An 18250-nucleotide genomic window follows, 5' to 3' on the forward strand; every position below is an offset into this window, starting at 1 on the left:
CGCACCGCGTCGTCCAACCGCTTGAGCACCACCACCGCGGCGCCCTCGCCGCGGACGTATCCGTCGGCGGACGCATCGAAGGTCTTGCACTGACCTTCCGGCGACAGCATCCCCCAGCGCGAGCACGCGATGCTCGGTCCGGGGCTGAGCAACAGGTTGGTCCCACCGACCAGCGCCATGTCGCTTTCCCGCGAACGCAGGCTCTGACAGGCCAGGTGCACCGCCACCAACGACGACGAGCAGGCGGTGTCGATGACCACCGCGGGACCGCGAGCACCCAGGATGTAGGCCAGCCGTCCGGCGGCGAAGTTCGCCGAGTTCCCGGTCGGGATGTAGGCGTCGAGCTCTTCGGGGCGCAGCTGGCCGGCCAAAGTCAGCATGTAGTCGTAGGCGGTGACGCCGACGAATACCGAGGTTTGGGTGCCGCGGATCAAATGCGGGGGCACGCCGGCGTTCTCCAACGCTTCCCAGGCGACTTCGATCAGCAACCGCTGCTGGGGGTCCATGGCCGCGGCTTCGCGGGGCGAGATCGAGAAGAACTCCGCGTCGAATTCGTCGGGCTGCCAGTCGGTGAGGAATCCGCCGTCACGGCTGCAAATGGTCCCCGGCACGGTGTGGTCGTCGGTGTAGAAGGCGTCGGCATCCCACCGCTCGGCGGGAACCCGGACGATGCCGCTTCGGCCGTCGCACAACAACTCCCAGAACTGTTCGGGGTTGTTCACCCCGCCCGGGAACCGGCATCCCATGCCCACCACCGCGACGGGCTCGGTGCTGGACTTTTCGGCACGTTCCAGGCGCGCCGTCAGGTCGTCGATTTTGTGCAGCGCCTCGGTAATGATCGCTCGGCGATCCGGTGTCGCGGCGGTCATCGCGTTCCCCTTAGTCGTTCGGAAAGCTGTTCCAGGAGTTCGTCTTCGGTGAAGTCCTCGTAGGTGTCGGGGTCCGGCTGGCCGGCTGTGACCGCTGCTGTTGCCGCTCCGGTCGCCTCCGTTGCTTCGATGAGCTCGGGCAGGATGGTGGCCAGATAGTCGGTAAGGCTGTACACCGTCGGGTAGTCGAAAACCACCGATGCGGGCAGGAACTCGCCGAGGCTTTCCGACAGCGACCGTTGCAGAGTGACGCTCATCAGCGAGTCCATGCCGAGTTGGAAGAAGCCCGCCGAGGGGTCCAGCGTCTGGGTGGCGGGCATTCCCATCACCGCGGCGGCCAATGCGCCGACGTGGTCGAACAGCATGTCCTGTCGGCGCTCCGGGTGACATTTGCGCAAGGCTTGGCGGAATTCGCTTTCCGGCAACGTGACATCTTCCGGCGCCGGCAACAGGTCGTCGACGATACGCAGTGATCCCCGGGTGCGGTATGCCGCCGCCAGCAGCGGCCAATCCGCGGCCACCACGGCAGTGCGCACCCCGGCCGCCGGGTTCATCACCAGCGGCAGCGCCCCGATGGCGACTTCGTCGTCCATGGGCAGCAGCCCCGATCCCACACTCACCTGGTTGGCCTGATGCTCCGCATCGGCAAGGGATTTCCACAAACCCCAGTCGACGACGGTGGCCGGCAGGCCCATAACCCGGCGCGCGTACGCCAGGGCGTCCAAGTAACCGCTGGTCGCCGTGTAGTGCGCCAACCACCGCGAACCGGTTAGGCCCGAGATCGAGGAGAACAGCACGAAATAGCGCGCCGGCGTCGTCACCGACAGCCGGTGCAACAGGGCTGCGGCGTCCAGCTTGGGCGCGAACATGGACGTGACGTCATCGTCGGTCATCTCGCTGAGCAAGACCGGCCGGCCGGCGAAGGCGGCCAGGTAGATGCCCTCCAGCGGCGGCAAGTCGGCGCCGAACCGGTCGAACAGCGCCGTCATGGCGCCTTCGTCGGTCACATCCGCGGCCACCGTGACGAGGTTCTTGCCAACTGCGGCAAGGCTTTCGGCCAGTGCGTGCAGCCGGTCACCGGGGTTGCGTGATACCGCGACGACGGTGGTGGCGCCCATCTGGGCCAATTGGCGGATCAGGTGCGGCCCGATGTTGCCGGTAGCCCCGATCACCAGTTGGCTGGTGTCAGAACTGAGGGTGACCGCGTCGGTGGGCACCGGCCGCCGCTGCAGCCGAGGCACGCGGCGGGCGCCCAGCCGGTACACGACCTGATCTTCATGATCCTCCGCGTCGGCGCCCCGGACCGCGGCCAGCCCCTGCCGCACCGCCAGTGCTGCCGGCGTGGAGTGGTCGAGATCGATGAGCCCGCCCCAGATTTCGGGATGCTCCAGGGCCAGCGACCGACCCAGCCCCCACAGCGCCCCATGCGCGGGGTTGGCCCGATCACCCTCCGCGACGGGCTGGGCATTACGGGTGATGACGAACAACTTCGCCGGCGAGTTGCTGGCCCTCATCGCGGCAGCCAGCCGCCGGGTCGCGTGGAATACCCGGTAGGCATGTCCCACGTCCAGGGGGTCGGCGGAGACCGGCGGCGCGTAGAGCACATGGTCCAGCGCGGGCAGGGCCTCCAGCAGCGCGCGCAGGTCACCGTCGCCGGCGAACGCGGTCAACGGCAGGAGCTCGACCCGGCAATCCGCACCCGCGACCCGGCGCAGCTCGGTGCACAATTCGTCATCGGCTGCCACCAGCCAGCGCGCGGCGCTTGACCGGTCGACCTGCGGCGCCGGGCAGGCCGGCCAGGCCAGTTCGTAGCACCAATCGTCGAGCGGGCGGTTTCCGGAGTGCACTTCTCCGGGCGCCACGACCTTGGTGGGAGTCGGACGTTCGGCGCCCGCCGCGGCGCTGATCCAGTGGCGGGTGTGTTGCCACGGGGTGGGGGGGATGGCGGGGCGCGGCTCCGGCGGGTGCGGGGTCTGCGGTGGGTGGTCCAGGGCGGTGTAGAGGTTGCCGCGGAACGTGACGGTGTCATCGGTATCGCGTTGCAGCGTCCCGATAGTCGCGAAGGTGCCCCCGCTGCCGTCCGGGTGTGCGGCTTGCAGCGTGTCGGTGATGGCCTGGGTCAGCAGCGGGTGTGCGCTGATCTCGATGAAGGTGTGGTGGGGGCCGTCCGGGCCGTCGAAGGCATGCGTGATGGCTTGCTGGAAGCGCACCGGGTTGCGCATATTGGTGGCCCAGTGCTCGGCGTCGAAAACCGGTTGGGTAGGCGGGTTTTCGTAAGTGGTGGAGATGATCGGAATGGTTGGTGTCCGCGGGGTGAGATCGGCCAGTTCCGAACGCATCCGGGGCTGCAGCGCATCCATGGCCGGATTGTGCGGGGCCACTTCGATATTCACCCGGCCGGCGAAGCGGTTCTGGGCCCGCACCCGGGTGATCAGCTCGTCGATCTGAGCGGTGGGCCCGGCGATCACGGTTTGGCGCGGGGAGTTGTAGATCCCCAGAGTCACCTGCGGGTAGTCGGCGATGAGCGCTTCGGTCTGCGCGGCGTCGAGGCCGAGCAGGGCCATGCCACCCTGCCCGGACAGCGGGGCCATCAGCCGCGAACGGGTGGCGGTGACCCGCAATCCCTCGGCGGGGGTGAGGGCTCCGGCGACCACGGCAGCGGCCACCTCGCCCATGGAGTGGCCGATCACCAGGTCGGGTTGCACCCCGTAGGAGCGCCACAGCTGGGTCAATGTCAGCTGCATGCCGATGAGGCCCAGCTGGATCTGCTCGATGCCGACCAGTTCCTTGCCATTGGCGAGCACGTCGTGCAGCGAGAAGCCGGCCTGCGCGACGAAAACCGGCTCCAATTCGGCGACCGCGGCGGCGAAAGCGGGCTCGTCGGCGAGCAATCGGCGACCCATCCCGGCCCATTGCGATCCGCGGCCGGAGTAGACGAACACCGTGCCCGGCCCGGGCGAGCCGTCCCGGGGGCCGACCACGCCGGTGGCGTGCTGCCCGGCCGCCAGGGCACGCAACCCGGCCACCGCCTGGGCGCGTTCGCGGGCGACCACGATGCCGTACTTGGCGTGCCGGGCCCGGTGGTGATTCAGCGTGTGGGCCACGTCGGTCAGCGCCACCGCGGCGCCCGGGCCGTCCATCCAGTCGGCCAGCACGGCCGCCGTGACGGCCACCCGCTGCGGCGTCTTGCCGGTCACCAGCAGCGTCGACACCTCGGTGCTGGTATCGGCGTCGGTTTCCGTGCCGGTTTCAGTGCCGCGACCCGATACCGGAACCTGTTCGGGACCCTGCTCGATGATGATGTGCGCGTTGGTCCCGCCCAGTCCGAATGACGACACCGCCGCGCGCCGCGGCCCGACCTGACCCGCCGTGGCCGGCCACGCGGTGTTCTCGGTGGGAACGAAGAACCTCGTCGGCGCGACATCGATGGCTGGATTCCATTGCGAGAAATGCAGATTCGGTGGGATCGTGGCGTGCTGCACCGCCAACGCGGCCTTGATGAACCCCGCGATCCCGGCCGCCGCCTCCAGATGCCCGATATTGGTCTTCACCGCCCCCAGCGCGCACGAACCCTCGCCCCGGCCATATGTCGACGCCAGCGCCTCGAACTCGATCGGATCGCCCAGCACCGTGCCGGTTCCATGGGCTTCGACATAGTGCACGCTTTCGGGTGCGACGTCACCAGATCGCAACGCATCGGCGATCACGTCGCACTGGGCCGCTGTATTCGGCGCAGTGACCCCGTTGGAGCGGCCGTCCTGGTTGACCGCCGAGCCGCGGACCACCGCCAGCACCCGGTCGCCGTCGCGCACCGCGTCGGTCAACCGCTTGAGCACCACCACGCCGGCGCCCTCGCCGCGCACGAACCCGTCGGCCGCCGCGTCGAAGGTGGCGCACCGGCCCTGTGGGGACAGCAATCCCCAGGCCGATATCGCGATTTGCGTCTCCGGGCGAAGGGTGATGCTGACGCCGCCGGCCAGCGCCAAGTCCGTTTCCCGCAGCCGCAGGCTTTGACAGGCCAGGTGTACCGCCACCAACGACGACGAACACGCGGTGTCCACCGCCACTGCGGGACCGCGTAGCCCCAACAGGTACGAGATCCGGCCCACCGTGATGCTGTGTGCGTTTCCGGTGCCGCTGTAGGCGTCCACGTTTTCCGGGCTGGCTGCCAGCATGGACTGGTATTCGTTGAAGTACACGCCCATCATGACGCCGGTCCGGCTGCCGGCCAGCGAATCCGGCGGAATGCCGGCATGTTCGAGGGCCTCCCAGGACACCTCGAGCAGCATCCGCTGCTGCGGGTCCATCGCGGCGGCTTCGCGCGGGGTGATGCCGAAAAACTCGGCGTCGAAGCCGGCGACGTCGGGCACGAATCCGCCCCACTTGGTGGTCATCCGGCCCGGTGTCAACGGGTCGGGGTCGTAGAACGCGTCGGCGTCCCACCGGTCGGCCGGCACCCGCGAGATTGCGTTGCGCGCGTCAACCAGCAAGTCCCAGAAGCTGTCCGGATCGGTGGCGCCGCCGGGAAACCGGCAGCCGATCCCCACCACCGCGACGGGCTCGGCCACCGCGATCCGGGAGATCTTGGTGAACTCCTCGGCCAGCGTGGCGCGTTGCTCTGCGCTCATACCGGAGATCCGGCTAAAGGCGGTGCGTATCACCTTTCGCCCTCGGTCGAGGTCGATTCGATCCGGTCGAACAGGCTGTCCAACACGCTTCCCGCCGAGGCGGACAACGCGGCCATCTCGTCGGCAGTCGAATCCTGCTGTGGTGCGACGAGTTTGGTGAGGTACTGGGCCAGCAATGCCACCGTCGGATGATTGAACAGCATGGTCGCCGAAAGCTCTATCCCGACGAATTGCTCGGCTTCGCGCCGAATCGCCATCGCCATCAACGAGTTGAGCCCCAGTTCGGCGAACGGTCGGTCGGTGTCTAGTTCTGTCTCCTGCAACCGCAGCTCGGCGGCGATGATGCCGCGCAGTCCCTTCTCGAGCTCGGTGCGCACCTCGGCGGCCGACATCTGCGACCAGTCCTGCGCCGGCTTCAGGTACGCGGCTGCACCGATCGACGCGGGCCCGGCGGCCGGTGAGGGCACCGGCACCACGACGGCTTGCGCGACGTCGTAGCCGTCGACATATTCCCACGCGGTGAACGCCTCCGACGGCGTGATATCCCGCGAACCCATGCGCTGTAGCTCGTCGCTGACGATCTGCGCGTCGGCGGCGAAACCAAGCCCCCGCCAGGCAACCCAGTCCAGACTCATGGTGTGGCAGCCCTGCTGGCGGCGGGCCCGTGCCAACGCATCCAGATAAGAGTTGGCGGCCGCGTACGAACCCTGTCCCGGGATGCCGAAAATGCCGGCCGCCGAAGCCGTCAGGAAGAGGAAGTCCACGCTGCCGGGCGGGAACGCCTCGTGCAGCACCTGGCTGCCGGCGACCTTGGGCCACATCACTTGTCGCACCGCATCGTCGGTCAGCTGCGTCACCAGTTGATCGTTGGTGACACCCGCGGCGTGGATGATCCCGCGGATCGGCGCGGCTCCGTCCCGATCGCGCTTGGCCAGCAGGGCCTGCACGTCATTGCGGCATCCGACGTCGACGGCGACGGCTTCCACCGCCACGCCCCGCATTTCCAGCGCACGGATGGCGTTGATCTTCGTTCGCAGTCCAGGGTCGAGGGTGTCGAGTTCCCAGTCTCGCCGTGGTGGCAATGGGGTACGACCGGTCAGCACCAGGCGACGCGCGCCGCGGTCGGCGAGCCAATCGGCCATCAGCAGACCCAGCGCTCCCATCCCACCGGTGATGAGGTAGGCCGCATCGGGCCGGCACTGCAAAGACGGGCGCACCGGCGTGCCCCGCACCGGGGCCAGGGCGGGGGCCAGTACCACGCCGTCTCGTGACACCAGGATCGACTTGCTCGGTGCCGCAAGCAGATCGATGAGTATCGGCGCGGATTCGTCCACGTCGGCGTCGGCCGCGAGGTCGACCAGCCCGCCCCACCGCTGGGGATGTTCGGCGGCGATGACGCCCGCAAGCCCCCACAGGAAGCTCTGGCGCAGCGCCGACGGGGCCGCCGATTCGTGGACTCCGCGGGTGACGATCCACAGCGCGGCCGGCTTGTCGGCATCTCGTGTCACCAAAGTCTTTACCAGAGAGCCGATTTCGGCGGTTACCCGGACGGAGAAGTCGACGTCGGTCTCGTCGGCGGTTGCCGGCTGGGAGTCCGCGACGTACAGCAGGTACCGGGCATCCGACACCGCTGCGGGCGGGTATCCGGCGTTCTCGAGATGTGTCCGCAGCGGGGCACCGTCATCACCGATCACCGCGATAGGCTGTGGCCCGGTCACCCGACCGGCCGCCGGGTGGGCTTGCGCGTCAACGACATCGGCGCGTGGTTGCCAGTCGATCGTGTGCACGAAGCTGCGGGCGTCGGTGCTCTCGGCGGCCGGTTGCCCGTCGCCGAAGTCCAGCGCCCGGTAGCGCAGTGAGCGCATCGACATGCTGGCTGCGCCGCCCGGGGCGGTGATGTCGACATCGACGGTGATCCCGTCACCGTCGCGGGCGGTTCGGGTGAGCCTCACCGAGGCGCGCGGTGCCCCGACAGAGTCGCCGAACCACATCTGCTCGATCGCGGCCGGCACGTAGAGCCGCGGGTCGGTGTCGTCGGCCAGCGCTCCGACGTGCACTGCGGCGTCCAGTAGCGGTGCGCTCGAGCCCTCGGGCAGTGCCTCAGGAAGCTCGATCCCGACGGTGAGCCCGGCGGCTTCCGGTGTCCATGAATCCACCGACCAGGTGAAGGGCAGACCGTCGACGCCATGGGCGGCGAACAACGCTGCAACGTCGGGAATCTCGTCGCGGTGAACATTCTGACGGTGGTATCCGTAGCCGGGAAGGGCCGAACCCGCCGGTGACGACAAAAGTCGCGCCGTCGCATGCCGTGTCCACCGGTTCGACGACCCTTCGGCAGCCGGAATCGAGGCCAGGCTGATCGATAGGTTGTTGGCGACCACTTGGATCAGTCGCGGCTGGTCGGCGAAAACGGGTTGCTCGAATCGGATGTCGGTCAGCGCGCCATAGCCCAATTCGGTTGCGGCGCAGACCATGGTGTGCAGCACAACAGAGGCTGGCACGAGTTCGACCCCGTGGAATCGATACCGGCCCCGGTACGGCTTGGCATCCGGCGCCAGCCTGGCTTGCCAGAGGTGAGACGGCGGACTCGACAGGACCGAAATGTGTTGGCCGAGCAGGGTGCCCGCCGCGGGGGCCGCAGCGGCCACGTGGGTCGAGCGTTTGGTGGTGATCCAGTGGCGGTGGTGCTGCCAGGGAGTGGTCGGGATGGGCGGGTGCGGCTCGGGCGGGTGTGGCGTGTGCGGCGGGTGGTCGGTGTGCACGGTGTTGAGGTTGGTGCGGAAGGTGATGGTGTCGTCGCTGTCACGTTGCAGGGTGCCGATGCTGGTGTATCGGGTTCCGTGCTGGGCGCTGCGCAGCGTGTCGATGACCGCCTGAGTCAGCAGCGGGTGTGCGCTGATCTCGATGAAGGTGTGGTGGTTGCCGCCGGCCCGTGCGATGGCCTGCTGGAAATGCACCGGGTTGCGCATGTTGGTGGCCCAGTGCTCGGCATCGAACACTGGGCAGGTGTCGACGTCTTCGTAGGTGGTGGAGATGACCGGAATCGTCGGCGTCCGCGGGCTCAAATCGGCTAGTTCCGAACGCATCTGGGGTTGCAGCGCATCCATGGCCGGATTGTGTGGGGCCACTTCGATATTGACGCGGCTGGCGAACCGATCCCGGGCGCGCACCCGGTTGATCAATTCGTCGATCTGCCCGGTGGGACCGGCGATCACGGTCTGACGCGGCGAGTTGTATATCCCCAGGGTCACGTGCGGGTAGTCGGCGATGAGTGATGTGGTCTCGGCGGCGTCGAGTTCGAGCAGGGCCATGCCGCCCTGCCCGGACAACGGCGCCATCAGGCGCGACCTCGTCGCGGTCACCCACAAGCCCTCGGCAGGTGTCAGCGCTCCGGCGACCACGGCGGCGGCCACCTCGCCCATCGAGTGGCCGATCACCGCGTCGGGTTGCACACCGTAGGAGCGCCACAGCGCGGTCAGCGCCAGCTGCGTGCCGATCAGGCCCAGCTGAATCTGTTCGATACCGACCAGTTCCTTGCCATCGGCGAGCACGTCGTGCAGCGAGAAGCCGGCCTGTTCGACGAACACCGGTTCCAGGTCGGCGATGGCCTCGGCGAAAGCGGGCTCCTCAGCCAGTAGTTGGCGGCCCATGCCGGGCCATTGCCAGCCGCGACCGGAGTAGACGAACACGATGCCCGGCCCCGGTGAACCCTCCTGGGGGCCGACCACACCAATCGCGTGCTGACCGGCGGCCAGCGCACGCAATCCAGCGACCGCCTGCGTACGGTCACGCGCGACCACGGTGCCGAACTTGGCCTGCCGGGATCGGTGATGATTGACGGTATGGGCGACATCGGCCAACGGCACCTCCGCGCCGGGGCCCTCCATCCAGTCGGCCAGCACCCCTGCCGTCGCGGCCACCCGCTGCGCCGTCTTACCCGCCACCACCAGCGTCGACACCGCCGGATCCGGGTCGCGCTCAGGTGACGGTGACAGTTCCTGGCCCTGTTCGATCACCACGTGCGCGTTGGTGCCGCCGAATCCGAATGACGACACACCAGCACGCCGCGGATGGCCGGTAGCCGGCCATTCCGTCAGCGTGTCAACAACTTTCATCCGCAGGTCGGCGAACGGGATGTGTGGGTTGGGGCTTTCGAAGCGCTGGTTCGGTGGAATCCGGCCATGCTGTACCGCCAGCACCGTTTTGATGAAGCCGGCGATGCCGGCCGCGGCCTCGGTGTGGCCGAGATTGGTCTTCACGGCGCCGATGAGCAGGGGAGCGTCCTCGGGGCGTCCGCGGCCCAGCACGGTGCCGAGAGCGCGGGCTTCGATCGGATCGCCCAGCAGCGTTCCGGTGCCGTGAGCTTCGACGAAGTCGACTTCATTGGGCTGCATCCCCGCGTTGGTGTAGGCCGCGCGGAGCACGGCCATCTGAGCCGCCGGGTTGGGGGCCATCAGCCCATTGGAGCGGCCGTCCTGGTTGACTGCCGAGCCGCAGATGACCGCCAGCACCCGGTCGCCGTCGCGTTGCGCGTCGGTCAACCGCTTGAGCACCACCACCCCGGCGCCCTCGCCGCGCACAAAACCGTCGGCTGCCGCATCGAAGGCGCGGCAATGACCGGTGGGCGACAACGCGCCGACTTGGTCGAAGCCGCGAAATACGGCCGGGGACAACAACAAATTCACTCCGGCGGCGATGGCCAGGTTGCAGTCCTGGGTCCGAAGGCCCTGGCAGGCCAGGTGGATCGCCACCAGCGACGACGAGCATGCGGTATCGACCGCCACCGACGGGCCGCGCAGGTCGAGGAAGTACGAGAGGCGGTTGGCGATGATGCTCATCGCGCCGCCGGGATTGCTCCAACCGTCGACCTGCGACAGATCGGTGGAGGCAATCGCGCCGTATTCGCTCAAGCACGACCCGGCGAACACTCCCGTCTGCGAGCGTCGCAGCGCGCTGGGCGCAATTCCTGCGTGTTCCAACGCTTCCCAGGCCACTTCCAGCAGCAGGCGCTGCTGGGGGTCCATCTTGTCGGCTTCGCTGGGGGAGATCTCGAAGAACTCCGCGTCGAATGCGTCGATGTCGGGCAGGAATGAGCCCCACCGCGTGGTGCGGTCCAGCAGTGCCCGTACCTCCGGTGAGCCGTCGTCGAACTGCTCCCACCGTTCGTCGGGGACCTTCCCGATCGCCGAGCGGCGGTCACAAAGAAACTGCCACAACGCATCTGGGCTGGTGATCCCCCCGGGAAATCGGCACCCCATGCCGATCACGGCGATCGGCTCTTCCAGCGAGCTTCGACCGGGGCGCTTGAGCGTCGCGTCCGACTCGGAATCGGTCTCGGGCGCGGTGAGATATGCGGCCAGGGCGTTGATCGTCGGATGTTCCCAGAAGTCGATCGGGGATACCGTCTTGCCCAATAACTCGGTCAATTCACCGGACAGCACCACCGCGTCACGCGAACTCACCCCGAGATCGGCCAGTGACAGATTGGGATCGACCTCGTCGGGTGTACAGCCGATATTCGTCACCAAGTAGTCGACAAGCCAATGGCGAAGGTCGGCTTCGTCATTGATACTCGCCGTCATGCGCTCACGTCCAGGCGTTTGAAGCCGTCGCGACGGTACCTTTCCACGCAGGCCGAACGGCGGATCTTGCCGCTGGTGGTGATCGGAATCGATCCGGGGGAGACCAGAACCAGGTCGGCCACGCGCAAGCTGTGCGATCTCGAAATGGCGAAGGTGACTTCACGTTTGACCGAACGCAGCTTGCGCATGGCCTCTTCGGCCGAGGCCCCGCGTCTCTTCAGCTCGATGATCGCGACCAGTTGCTCGGTGATGTCGTCCGGGACGGCGATCGCCGCGACGCGGCCCCCGGTGATCTCCTGGATCGTCGCCTCGATGTCGTCGGGGTAGTGGTTGCGGCCATCGACTATCAGAAGGTCTTTGATGCGGCCCATGATGAACAGCTCGCCCTCGGATATGACGCCCAGGTCTCCGGTCCGCAGCCATGGCCCCTCGGGCGCTCCCGGGGCGGGATTGACCAGCTTGGCGGTGAACGTGCGCGTGGTCTGCTCCGGCTTGCGCCAATATCCCAGCGCAACGTGGTCACCGTGCACCCAGATTTCACCGACCGTCCCCGGCGGATTCTCGATCATGGTCTCGGGGTCGACGATGCGCACCGCTGACGGATCCGGCGAACCGTAACTGATGAGTTCGGTGCCGACCGACCCGTCGGTTCCGCTGCGCCTGGCCTGCCCGGCAGTCAATCGTTCGTAGTCGAAACGAATGGTCCTGGGCGCGGTGCCCGGCTCGGGAGCCGCCACGTAGAGGGTCGCTTCCGCGAGCCCATAGGAGGGCCGCACGGCCGTCGGGCTGAGGTTGTACCGGGCGAAACGGTCGGTGAAGCGTTTCACGGTGGCCACGTGGATTCGCTCGCTGCCACTGACGATTCCGACCACGTCGCCGAGGTCGAGCCCAGCCATGTCCTCGTCGGACGTTCGCCGCACGGCTAATTCAAAGGCGAAATTCGGTGCCGCGGAGAAGCAGCGTCCGCTGGTGGCAAGTAATTGCATCCAGCAGGCCGGACGGCGCAAGAACGACATCGGACTGAATAGGACTGCGCTTCGGCCCGCGACCAGTGGCGCGCATATTCCAAGAATCAGGCCCATGTCATGAAACAAGGGCAGCCACGACAGCAGCACCGCGTCAGTCGGCATTTCGGGAGCGCCGAAATAGCCATGGATGCTCTGCGTCACGTTGGCTATGACGTTCTGGTGCGACACGATGACGCCGGCCGGCGTGCGGGTCGAACCGGAGGTGTATTGCAGGTAAGCCGCTCCGGTCGACATCCGCGGCGGCGCCGCGAGCTGAGGTTGCGAGTCCAGGTCAAGCAGATCGACCTCGATGACGAACGGCGCGGGTCGTCCGTCTTGCGCGTTTGCGTATTTCGTGACGTCGGCGACGACCGACGACGTCGTCAGAATGGCGACCGGGTTGGAGTCGCGCAATACCGCGGAAACGCGATCGTCGTGAATACCATACTGCGGCGTGGAGAGTGGAACTGCGATAAATCCGGCCTGCAGGGCGCCGAGGAATGCAATGACGTATTCCAGGCCCTGCGGCGCCAGAATAGCCACGCGATCACCCGGTGACCCGTATAATTTGAGCTCTTCAGCGATGGTGCAGGCGCGACCGTACACCTGCGACCACGTCAACCTCTCAGCGAACCCCTTCGGGTCCAATCCGTAGTCGATGAATGTATACGCGGTGGTGTCAGCCTGCTGATCCGCCCGCTGCTTCAGCAAAGCAGGGACGGAAGAGTCGATCACCGGCATCGCACTTAACTCCCATCGGCTTGTCGGTTTGATTGTGTGTTGCACCTGTGAATCCCTGGCACAGTGCGACTGACCAGCATCATGGAACCCGCGGGTCTGAGCTGACTAGTTCGCTATGACGCGGAGGCAGCTTTCGCTGTTAAAGCACACCGATGTGCCTATGCTGACCGCCCCCAGAATGACCCCGTTCCCCATACGACTAGTCGGTCTACGTAAGGTAACCACCTCTCGGGACGGGTGCGGGCGGTATTGGGAAAATCCACACTTTCCCCACAGCGTCCGCCAATGCTACCGCCTGCTATGGCACCGTTCCGACGTGCATTAAGCCTTTGTACCAGGCAGTCCGCTGTGAGCCGAGGTGGCAGATGTGACATTTGATACATCAGTGACAGATGACTAGTGCAGTGAGAGTTGGTATGTCGATTCTGGCACGCTGGTGCCAGCACTTTGGGACCGGCGTCTCGTTGTGACAAAGTTCACAGCCTTGCCTGGGATGCTGCGCCGGCGGGCGCGCGGCGGTCGTTCTGCCAACCCGGCCCGGGGCCCGGCAGAGGTCCGCGATGCGGCATCCGGCCGGCTGTGGCGCCGAGCTGTGGCGAACTTCGGCAGCCGGGCGCCAGGAATGGCGCCACCTGGTGCGTGAGGTGCGGGCCAGGTGGGCGGAGGTTTGCCGCAGCTAAGCTTCGTGGAGCTGCTGGAGTGCCCTGTCCTCGATGTCGCCTACGAGCTCTGGCAAATTCTTGTTGAGATAGAAATGATCTCCTGGGAAGACGCGGATCGCGAATTCTCCCGTCGTTCGGTCACGCCACGGCTCCATGTCTTCGCGGGTGGTAATCCAATCCTTATCCCCGATGTATGCATAAATTGGGCACGATACTTTTGTCTCCGGCGGGCAAGTGTAGCCGGCAATGGCGCGGACGGCCCGCAATGTGGGTAGCACGCCCACCCGAAATTCTTCGTCGTCAAAGAAATCCGGATTAGTGCCGGTCGCCCGGGCCACCAAATCCAGCATCTCGTTATCGGAGAAACCCTCGAGTTGTTTGTACCTGATATGGCCCGGCGCCGAGGTGGCCGACACAAACAGCGCGAGGATGCGGTAACCGGCTGATTGAAACCGCAATGCGACTTCGAAGGCCAGCATTCCGCCCATGCTGTGACCGAAGAAGATGACCGGATCGCCGATCGGGGCGGTCGGCTTCATCATGGCGAACACTTCGTCAGCGAGACCCGGAATGCTTTCCAGCGGCGGCAGGCCGTACCGGTCGTTCTGTCCCGGGTACTGGACAGCTATTCGCTTCAGGTCACCGGAAAACTCGCGAGAGAATGCGACATAGTCTTTTGCGGTTCCACCGGCATGCGGGAAGATATACAGCGTAGGGCTTTTGCCGTCGTTCGAGCGGGCGTGCACGGCGCCACCCTACCGTGGCCGAACGCGCACATCGACGCCGGTTAACTCGACCGAGGGGCGGCGAGCCATCGAGTACACCGCCCACGGAATACCCATGGATACCCATGCCGGCCCGGGCGGCGTCGGCGGAGCGGGTGCGGCCCGCGGTCGGCCGAAGCCCGGAAACGGGCCGACACACCGACGTCGCCACCAGCGTCACAGGGATAACAGCAGGCACACTGGTAACAACAAGTCATGCCAGGGATGCCGGGAGGATATGGCCGTGTACCGAGTCTTTGAAGCGCTCGACGAATTGAGCGCAATCGTCGAAGAAGCCCGCGGCGTGCCGATGACGGCGGGCTGCGTGGTGCCGCGCGGCGACGTGCTCGAGCTGATCGACGACATCAAGGACGCGATCCCCGGCGAACTCGATGACGCGCAGGATGTGCTCGACGCCCGCGATTCGATGCTGCACGAAGCAAAAGCGCATGCCGACTCCATGGTTTCCGCGGCGACCACCGAGGCGGACTCGATGCTGAACCATGCCCGCGCGGAGGCGGACCGGATTCTGTCCGACGCGAAATCCCAGGCCGATCGGATGGTGGGTGAAGCGCGCCAGCACAGTGAGCGGATGGTCGCGGACGCCCGGGAGGAGGCGATGCGCATTGCCGCCTCAGCCAAGCGGGAGTACGAGGCCAGCATCAGCCGGGCCAAGTCCGAATGCGATCGACTGATCGAAAGCGGCAACATCTCCTACGAGAAGGCGGTGCAGGAGGGCATCAAGGAACAGCAGCGCCTGGTGTCGCAGAACGAGGTCGTGCAGGCGGCCAATGCCGAAGCCACCCGCCTGATCGACACGGCGCACGCCGAGTCCGACCGGCTGCGCGGCGAATGCGACGTCTACGTGGACACCAAGCTTGCCGAGTTCGAGGAAATGCTCAACGGCACACTCCGCTCCGTCGGACGAGGCCGTCATCAGCTTCGTACCGCTGCCGGTACGCACGACTACGCAACGCGCTAGTCGAGTTCCCGCCGCGGGAGGGTCCGCCGCGGCGATGGGTTCGGCGCGGCAGGCGGGGATTCCCGCCGCAGCCCGGCGCGCGCCGTAGGATCTCTCCTATGGCGAGGCAGCACAGCCAGACAGCCCACGGACGTCTGACCGCGCCGATGGCGATTGACATCGCCCGGTTGGGGCGCCGCCCCGGGGCCATGTTCACCGTGCAGGACACCGTGGTCAGCCCCACCCGCATCGGCGTGGAGCTGATTGCCATCCAGCGGGGCGCCCCGCTCTCCCTGGACCTGCGTGTGGAGTCGGTTTCCGAGGGAGTGTTGGTCACCGGGACGGTTAGCGCCCCCACGACCGGGGAGTGCTCCCGCTGCCTGACCGCGATTCAGGGCCGGGTACGGGTTGCCCTGACCGAACTGTTCGCCTATCCCAACAGCACCACCGCGGCCACCACCGAGGATGACGAGGTCGGGCACGTCGTCGACGAGAAGATCGATCTCGAGCAGTCGATTGTCGACGCGGTCGGCCTGGAACTGCCGTTTTCTCCGGTGTGCCGCCCCGACTGCCCCGGGCTATGCCCACGGTGCGGTGTCGCGCTGGACACCGATCCCGACCATCACCATGACCAGATCGACCCCAGGTGGGCGAAGCTGGCCGATATCGCCACCGCGCAGAGCCCCGACACCGCGGATCGAGGTGAGCGGTGACAGCGTCACGGCAGAGTCTGCTCGACGCGCTCGGTGTCGACCTCTCCGATGAACTGCTGTCACTGGCGTTGACGCACCGCAGCTATGCCTACGAAAACGGCGGGCTACCGACCAACGAGCGGCTGGAGTTTCTCGGCGACGCGGTCCTGGGGCTGACCATCACCGACGAGCTCTACCACCGCCACCCCGACCGTTCCGAAGGCGACCTGGCCAAACTGCGAGCCAGCGTGGTCAATACCCAGGCGCTGGCCGACGTCGCGCGCAACCTGTCGGATAACGGTCTTGGCGTGCACATCCTGCTGGGCCGCGGCGAGGCCAATACCGGTGGAGCCGACAAATCCAGCATCCTGGCCGACGGTATGGAATCGCTGCTGGGCTCGATCTACCTGGAGCACGGTATCGAGGTGTCGCGCAAGGTGATCCTGAAGTTGTTCGGACCATTGCTGGACGCGGCGGCGACGCTGGGCGCCGGGCTGGACTGGAAGACCAGCTTGCAGGAGCTGACCGCGGCGCGCGGGCTGGGCACCCCGTCCTACCTGGTCACCTCCACCGGCCCGGACCATGACAAGGAGTTCACCGCGGTGGTCGTCGTGATGGACGGCGAGTACGGGTCGGGTATGGGTCGGTCCAAGAAAGAAGCCGAGCAGAAAGCCGCGTCAGCCGCCTATAAGGCGCTCGAGGCGTTGGACGCGCTGGACACGGCTGGGAAACCTTCGCCCTAGATGCCCGAACTACCCGAGGTCGAGGTGGTGCGGCGGGGCTTAGCGGCCCATGTGGTGGGCAAGACGCTGACCGCGGTCCGGGTCCATCACCCCCGGGCGGTTCGGCGCCACGAGGCCGGACCCGCCGACCTGACGGCGCGGCTGCTGGGCGCGCGGATTACCGGAACCGACCGGCGCGGCAAGTACTTGTGGTTGACGCTGGATAGCCCGGATAGCGCGCTTGTGGTGCACCTGGGCATGAGCGGGCAGATGTTGCTGGGAGCAGTGCCGCGCTCCGACCACGTCCGGATCTCCGCCCTGCTCGACGACGGGACCGTGCTGAGCTTTGCCGACCAGCGCACCTTCGGCGGGTGGCTGCTTGCTGACCTGGTGACCGTGGACGGCAGCGTGGTGCCGGCGCCGATCGCCCACCTGGCAAGGGATCCGCTCGATCCGCGGTTCGATGCCCATGCCGTCGTTGAGGTCTTGCGGCGCAAGCATTCCGAACTCAAGCGCCAGCTCCTGAACCAACAGGTGGTCTCCGGAATCGGCAACATCTACGCCGACGAAGCGCTGTGGCGGGCCAAGCTGAACGGCGCCCGGCTGGCAACACCCCTGACCCGCCGGCAACTGGGCGCCGTCCTTGATGCCGCCGCCGAGGTGATGCGTGACGCGCTGGCTCAGGGTGGGACGTCGTTCGATTCGCTGTACGTCAATGTCAACGGCCAGTCGGGTTATTTCGACCGATCGCTCGACGCCTACGGCCGCGACGGCCGGAACTGCCGGCGCTGCGGTGCGGTGATTCGCCGGGAGAAGTTCATGAACCGCTCGTCGTTCTACTGTCCGCGATGCCAGCCGCGGCCGCGGCGGTGACGCGTCGAGATCGGCGTTACTCGGCGCGAGGACCCCCGGCACGAACCGGTACAAAGAAGCCATGACGCAACTGTGGGTCGAACGCACCGGCACTCGCCGCTATACGGGATACAGCTCGCGCGGAGCGCAGGTGCTCGTTGGCTCCGAAGACGTCGCCGGGGTGTTCACCCCCGGTGAGCTGATGAAGATCGCGCTCGCCGCCTGCAGCGGCATGTCCAGTGATCAGCCGCTGGCCCGTCGCCTCGGCGACGACTACCAGGCGGTGATCAAGGTATCGGGTGCGGCCGACCGCGACCAGGAGCGCTATCCGCTGCTCGAGGAAACCCTGGAGCTCGACCTGTCGGGTCTGGCCGCCGAGGAGAAGGAGCGCCTGCTGTTGGTCGTCGACCGGGCCATCGACCTGGTGTGCACCGTCGGGCGCACCTTGAAGTCGGGCACCACGGTCACCGTCGAGGTCACCGATGTCGGCACCTGATGTGCGGCTGACCGCCTGGGTGCACGGCCGGGTCCAGGGCGTCGGTTTCCGCTGGTGGACCCGCTGCCGGGCGCTGGAGCTGGGCCTGACCGGCTACGCGGCCAACCGGGCCGACGGCCGGGTGCTGGTGGTCGCCCAGGGGCCGCGCGAGTCGGGGGAGCAGTTGCTGCGGCTGCTGCAGGGTGGCGCCACCCCTGGTCGCGTCGACAAGGTGGTTGCCGACTGGTCGGAGGCGTCGGAGCGGATCGCCGGGTTCAGCGAGCGGTAATCTGGC

Annotated in this window: 11 protein-coding genes (1 of these 11 only partly in view); 6 read left to right on the top strand and 5 right to left on the bottom strand. The window is 66.9% G+C overall.

What is annotated here, in order from left to right:
- From B4U45_RS23955 to B4U45_RS23975, 5 genes are all read right to left on the bottom strand, one after another.
- Positions 1 to 869 carry the 5' end (the start) of a type I polyketide synthase gene (locus tag B4U45_RS23955; protein ID WP_075545331.1) on the bottom strand. 5701 nt of this gene lie to the left of the window's left edge, so only the first 869 of its 6570 coding nucleotides appear in the window; it begins with the start codon at positions 867 to 869; its stop codon lies beyond the left edge, outside the window.
- On the bottom strand, positions 866 to 5530 hold the full coding sequence (locus B4U45_RS23960; RefSeq protein ID WP_219859524.1) for a type I polyketide synthase: 4665 nt from the start codon (positions 5528 to 5530) through the stop codon (positions 866 to 868). Before B4U45_RS23960 ends, B4U45_RS23955 begins: the two co-directional genes overlap by 4 nt.
- Positions 5527 to 11079 carry a type I polyketide synthase gene (locus B4U45_RS23965; protein ID WP_219859525.1) on the bottom strand — a complete coding sequence of 1851 codons (5553 nt, stop codon included), beginning with the start codon at positions 11077 to 11079 and terminating at the stop codon, positions 5527 to 5529. The genes B4U45_RS23960 and B4U45_RS23965 overlap by 4 nt, the downstream gene beginning before the upstream one ends.
- Positions 11076 to 12827, bottom strand: a complete 1752-nt coding sequence (gene fadD26, locus B4U45_RS23970; RefSeq protein ID WP_075549310.1) for a long-chain-fatty-acid--AMP ligase FAAL26/FadD26 — start codon at positions 12825 to 12827, stop codon at positions 11076 to 11078. Before fadD26 ends, B4U45_RS23965 begins: the two co-directional genes overlap by 4 nt.
- Before the next feature lie 676 nt (positions 12828 to 13503).
- Positions 13504 to 14235, bottom strand: coding sequence for a thioesterase II family protein (locus B4U45_RS23975; RefSeq protein ID WP_082275630.1), 732 nt, complete (start codon positions 14233 to 14235; stop codon positions 13504 to 13506).
- 262 nt (positions 14236 to 14497) lie between these two features.
- Here B4U45_RS23975 and sepIVA point away from each other — a divergent pair, with 262 nt between their 5' ends.
- The 6 genes from sepIVA (at position 14498) to B4U45_RS24005 (ending at position 18244) form a co-directional block, all read left to right on the top strand.
- Positions 14498 to 15235 carry a cell division protein SepIVA gene (sepIVA, locus tag B4U45_RS23980; protein WP_075549323.1) on the top strand — a complete coding sequence of 246 codons (738 nt, stop codon included), beginning with the start codon at positions 14498 to 14500 and terminating at the stop codon, positions 15233 to 15235.
- A gap of 98 nt (positions 15236 to 15333) precedes the next feature.
- Positions 15334 to 15927: a YceD family protein gene (locus B4U45_RS23985; RefSeq protein WP_075549311.1), complete on the top strand. Its 594-nt coding sequence runs from the start codon at positions 15334 to 15336 to the stop codon at positions 15925 to 15927.
- Positions 15924 to 16649 (top strand): ribonuclease III, encoded by a 726-nt coding sequence (rnc, locus tag B4U45_RS23990; RefSeq protein WP_075549312.1) that lies wholly within the window; start codon positions 15924 to 15926, stop codon positions 16647 to 16649. Before B4U45_RS23985 ends, rnc begins: the two co-directional genes overlap by 4 nt.
- Positions 16650 to 17501: a DNA-formamidopyrimidine glycosylase gene (gene mutM / locus B4U45_RS23995; RefSeq protein WP_219859526.1), complete on the top strand. Its 852-nt coding sequence runs from the start codon at positions 16650 to 16652 to the stop codon at positions 17499 to 17501.
- A gap of 61 nt (positions 17502 to 17562) precedes the next feature.
- The gene (locus tag B4U45_RS24000) at positions 17563 to 17976 is read left to right on the top strand and encodes an OsmC family protein (protein WP_075549314.1); all 414 of its coding nucleotides are present in this window, start codon (positions 17563 to 17565) and stop codon (positions 17974 to 17976) included.
- A complete protein-coding gene (locus tag B4U45_RS24005) occupies positions 17963 to 18244 on the top strand; it encodes an acylphosphatase (RefSeq protein WP_075549315.1) in 282 nt (93 codons plus the stop codon). The genes B4U45_RS24000 and B4U45_RS24005 overlap by 14 nt, the downstream gene beginning before the upstream one ends.
- Positions 18245 to 18250: the final 6 nt, after the last annotated feature.

This window comes from Mycobacterium persicum (assembly GCF_002086915.1).
GTDB lineage: Bacteria > Actinomycetota > Actinomycetes > Mycobacteriales > Mycobacteriaceae > Mycobacterium > Mycobacterium persicum.

Excerpts from the sequence above, each read along its gene's own strand:
- B4U45_RS23965 (WP_219859525.1), bottom strand. The coding sequence starts at position 11,079 with ATGACGGCGAGTATCAATGACGAAGCCGACCTTCGCCATTGGCTTGTC.
- fadD26 (WP_075549310.1), bottom strand. The coding sequence starts at position 12,827 with ATGCCGGTGATCGACTCTTCCGTCCCTGCTTTGCTGAAGCAGCGGGCG.
- B4U45_RS23985 (WP_075549311.1), top strand. The coding sequence starts at position 15,334 with ATGGCGAGGCAGCACAGCCAGACAGCCCACGGACGTCTGACCGCGCCG.
- mutM (WP_219859526.1), top strand. The coding sequence starts at position 16,650 with ATGCCCGAACTACCCGAGGTCGAGGTGGTGCGGCGGGGCTTAGCGGCC.
- B4U45_RS24000 (WP_075549314.1), top strand. The coding sequence starts at position 17,563 with ATGACGCAACTGTGGGTCGAACGCACCGGCACTCGCCGCTATACGGGA.
- B4U45_RS24005 (WP_075549315.1), top strand. The coding sequence starts at position 17,963 with ATGTCGGCACCTGATGTGCGGCTGACCGCCTGGGTGCACGGCCGGGTC.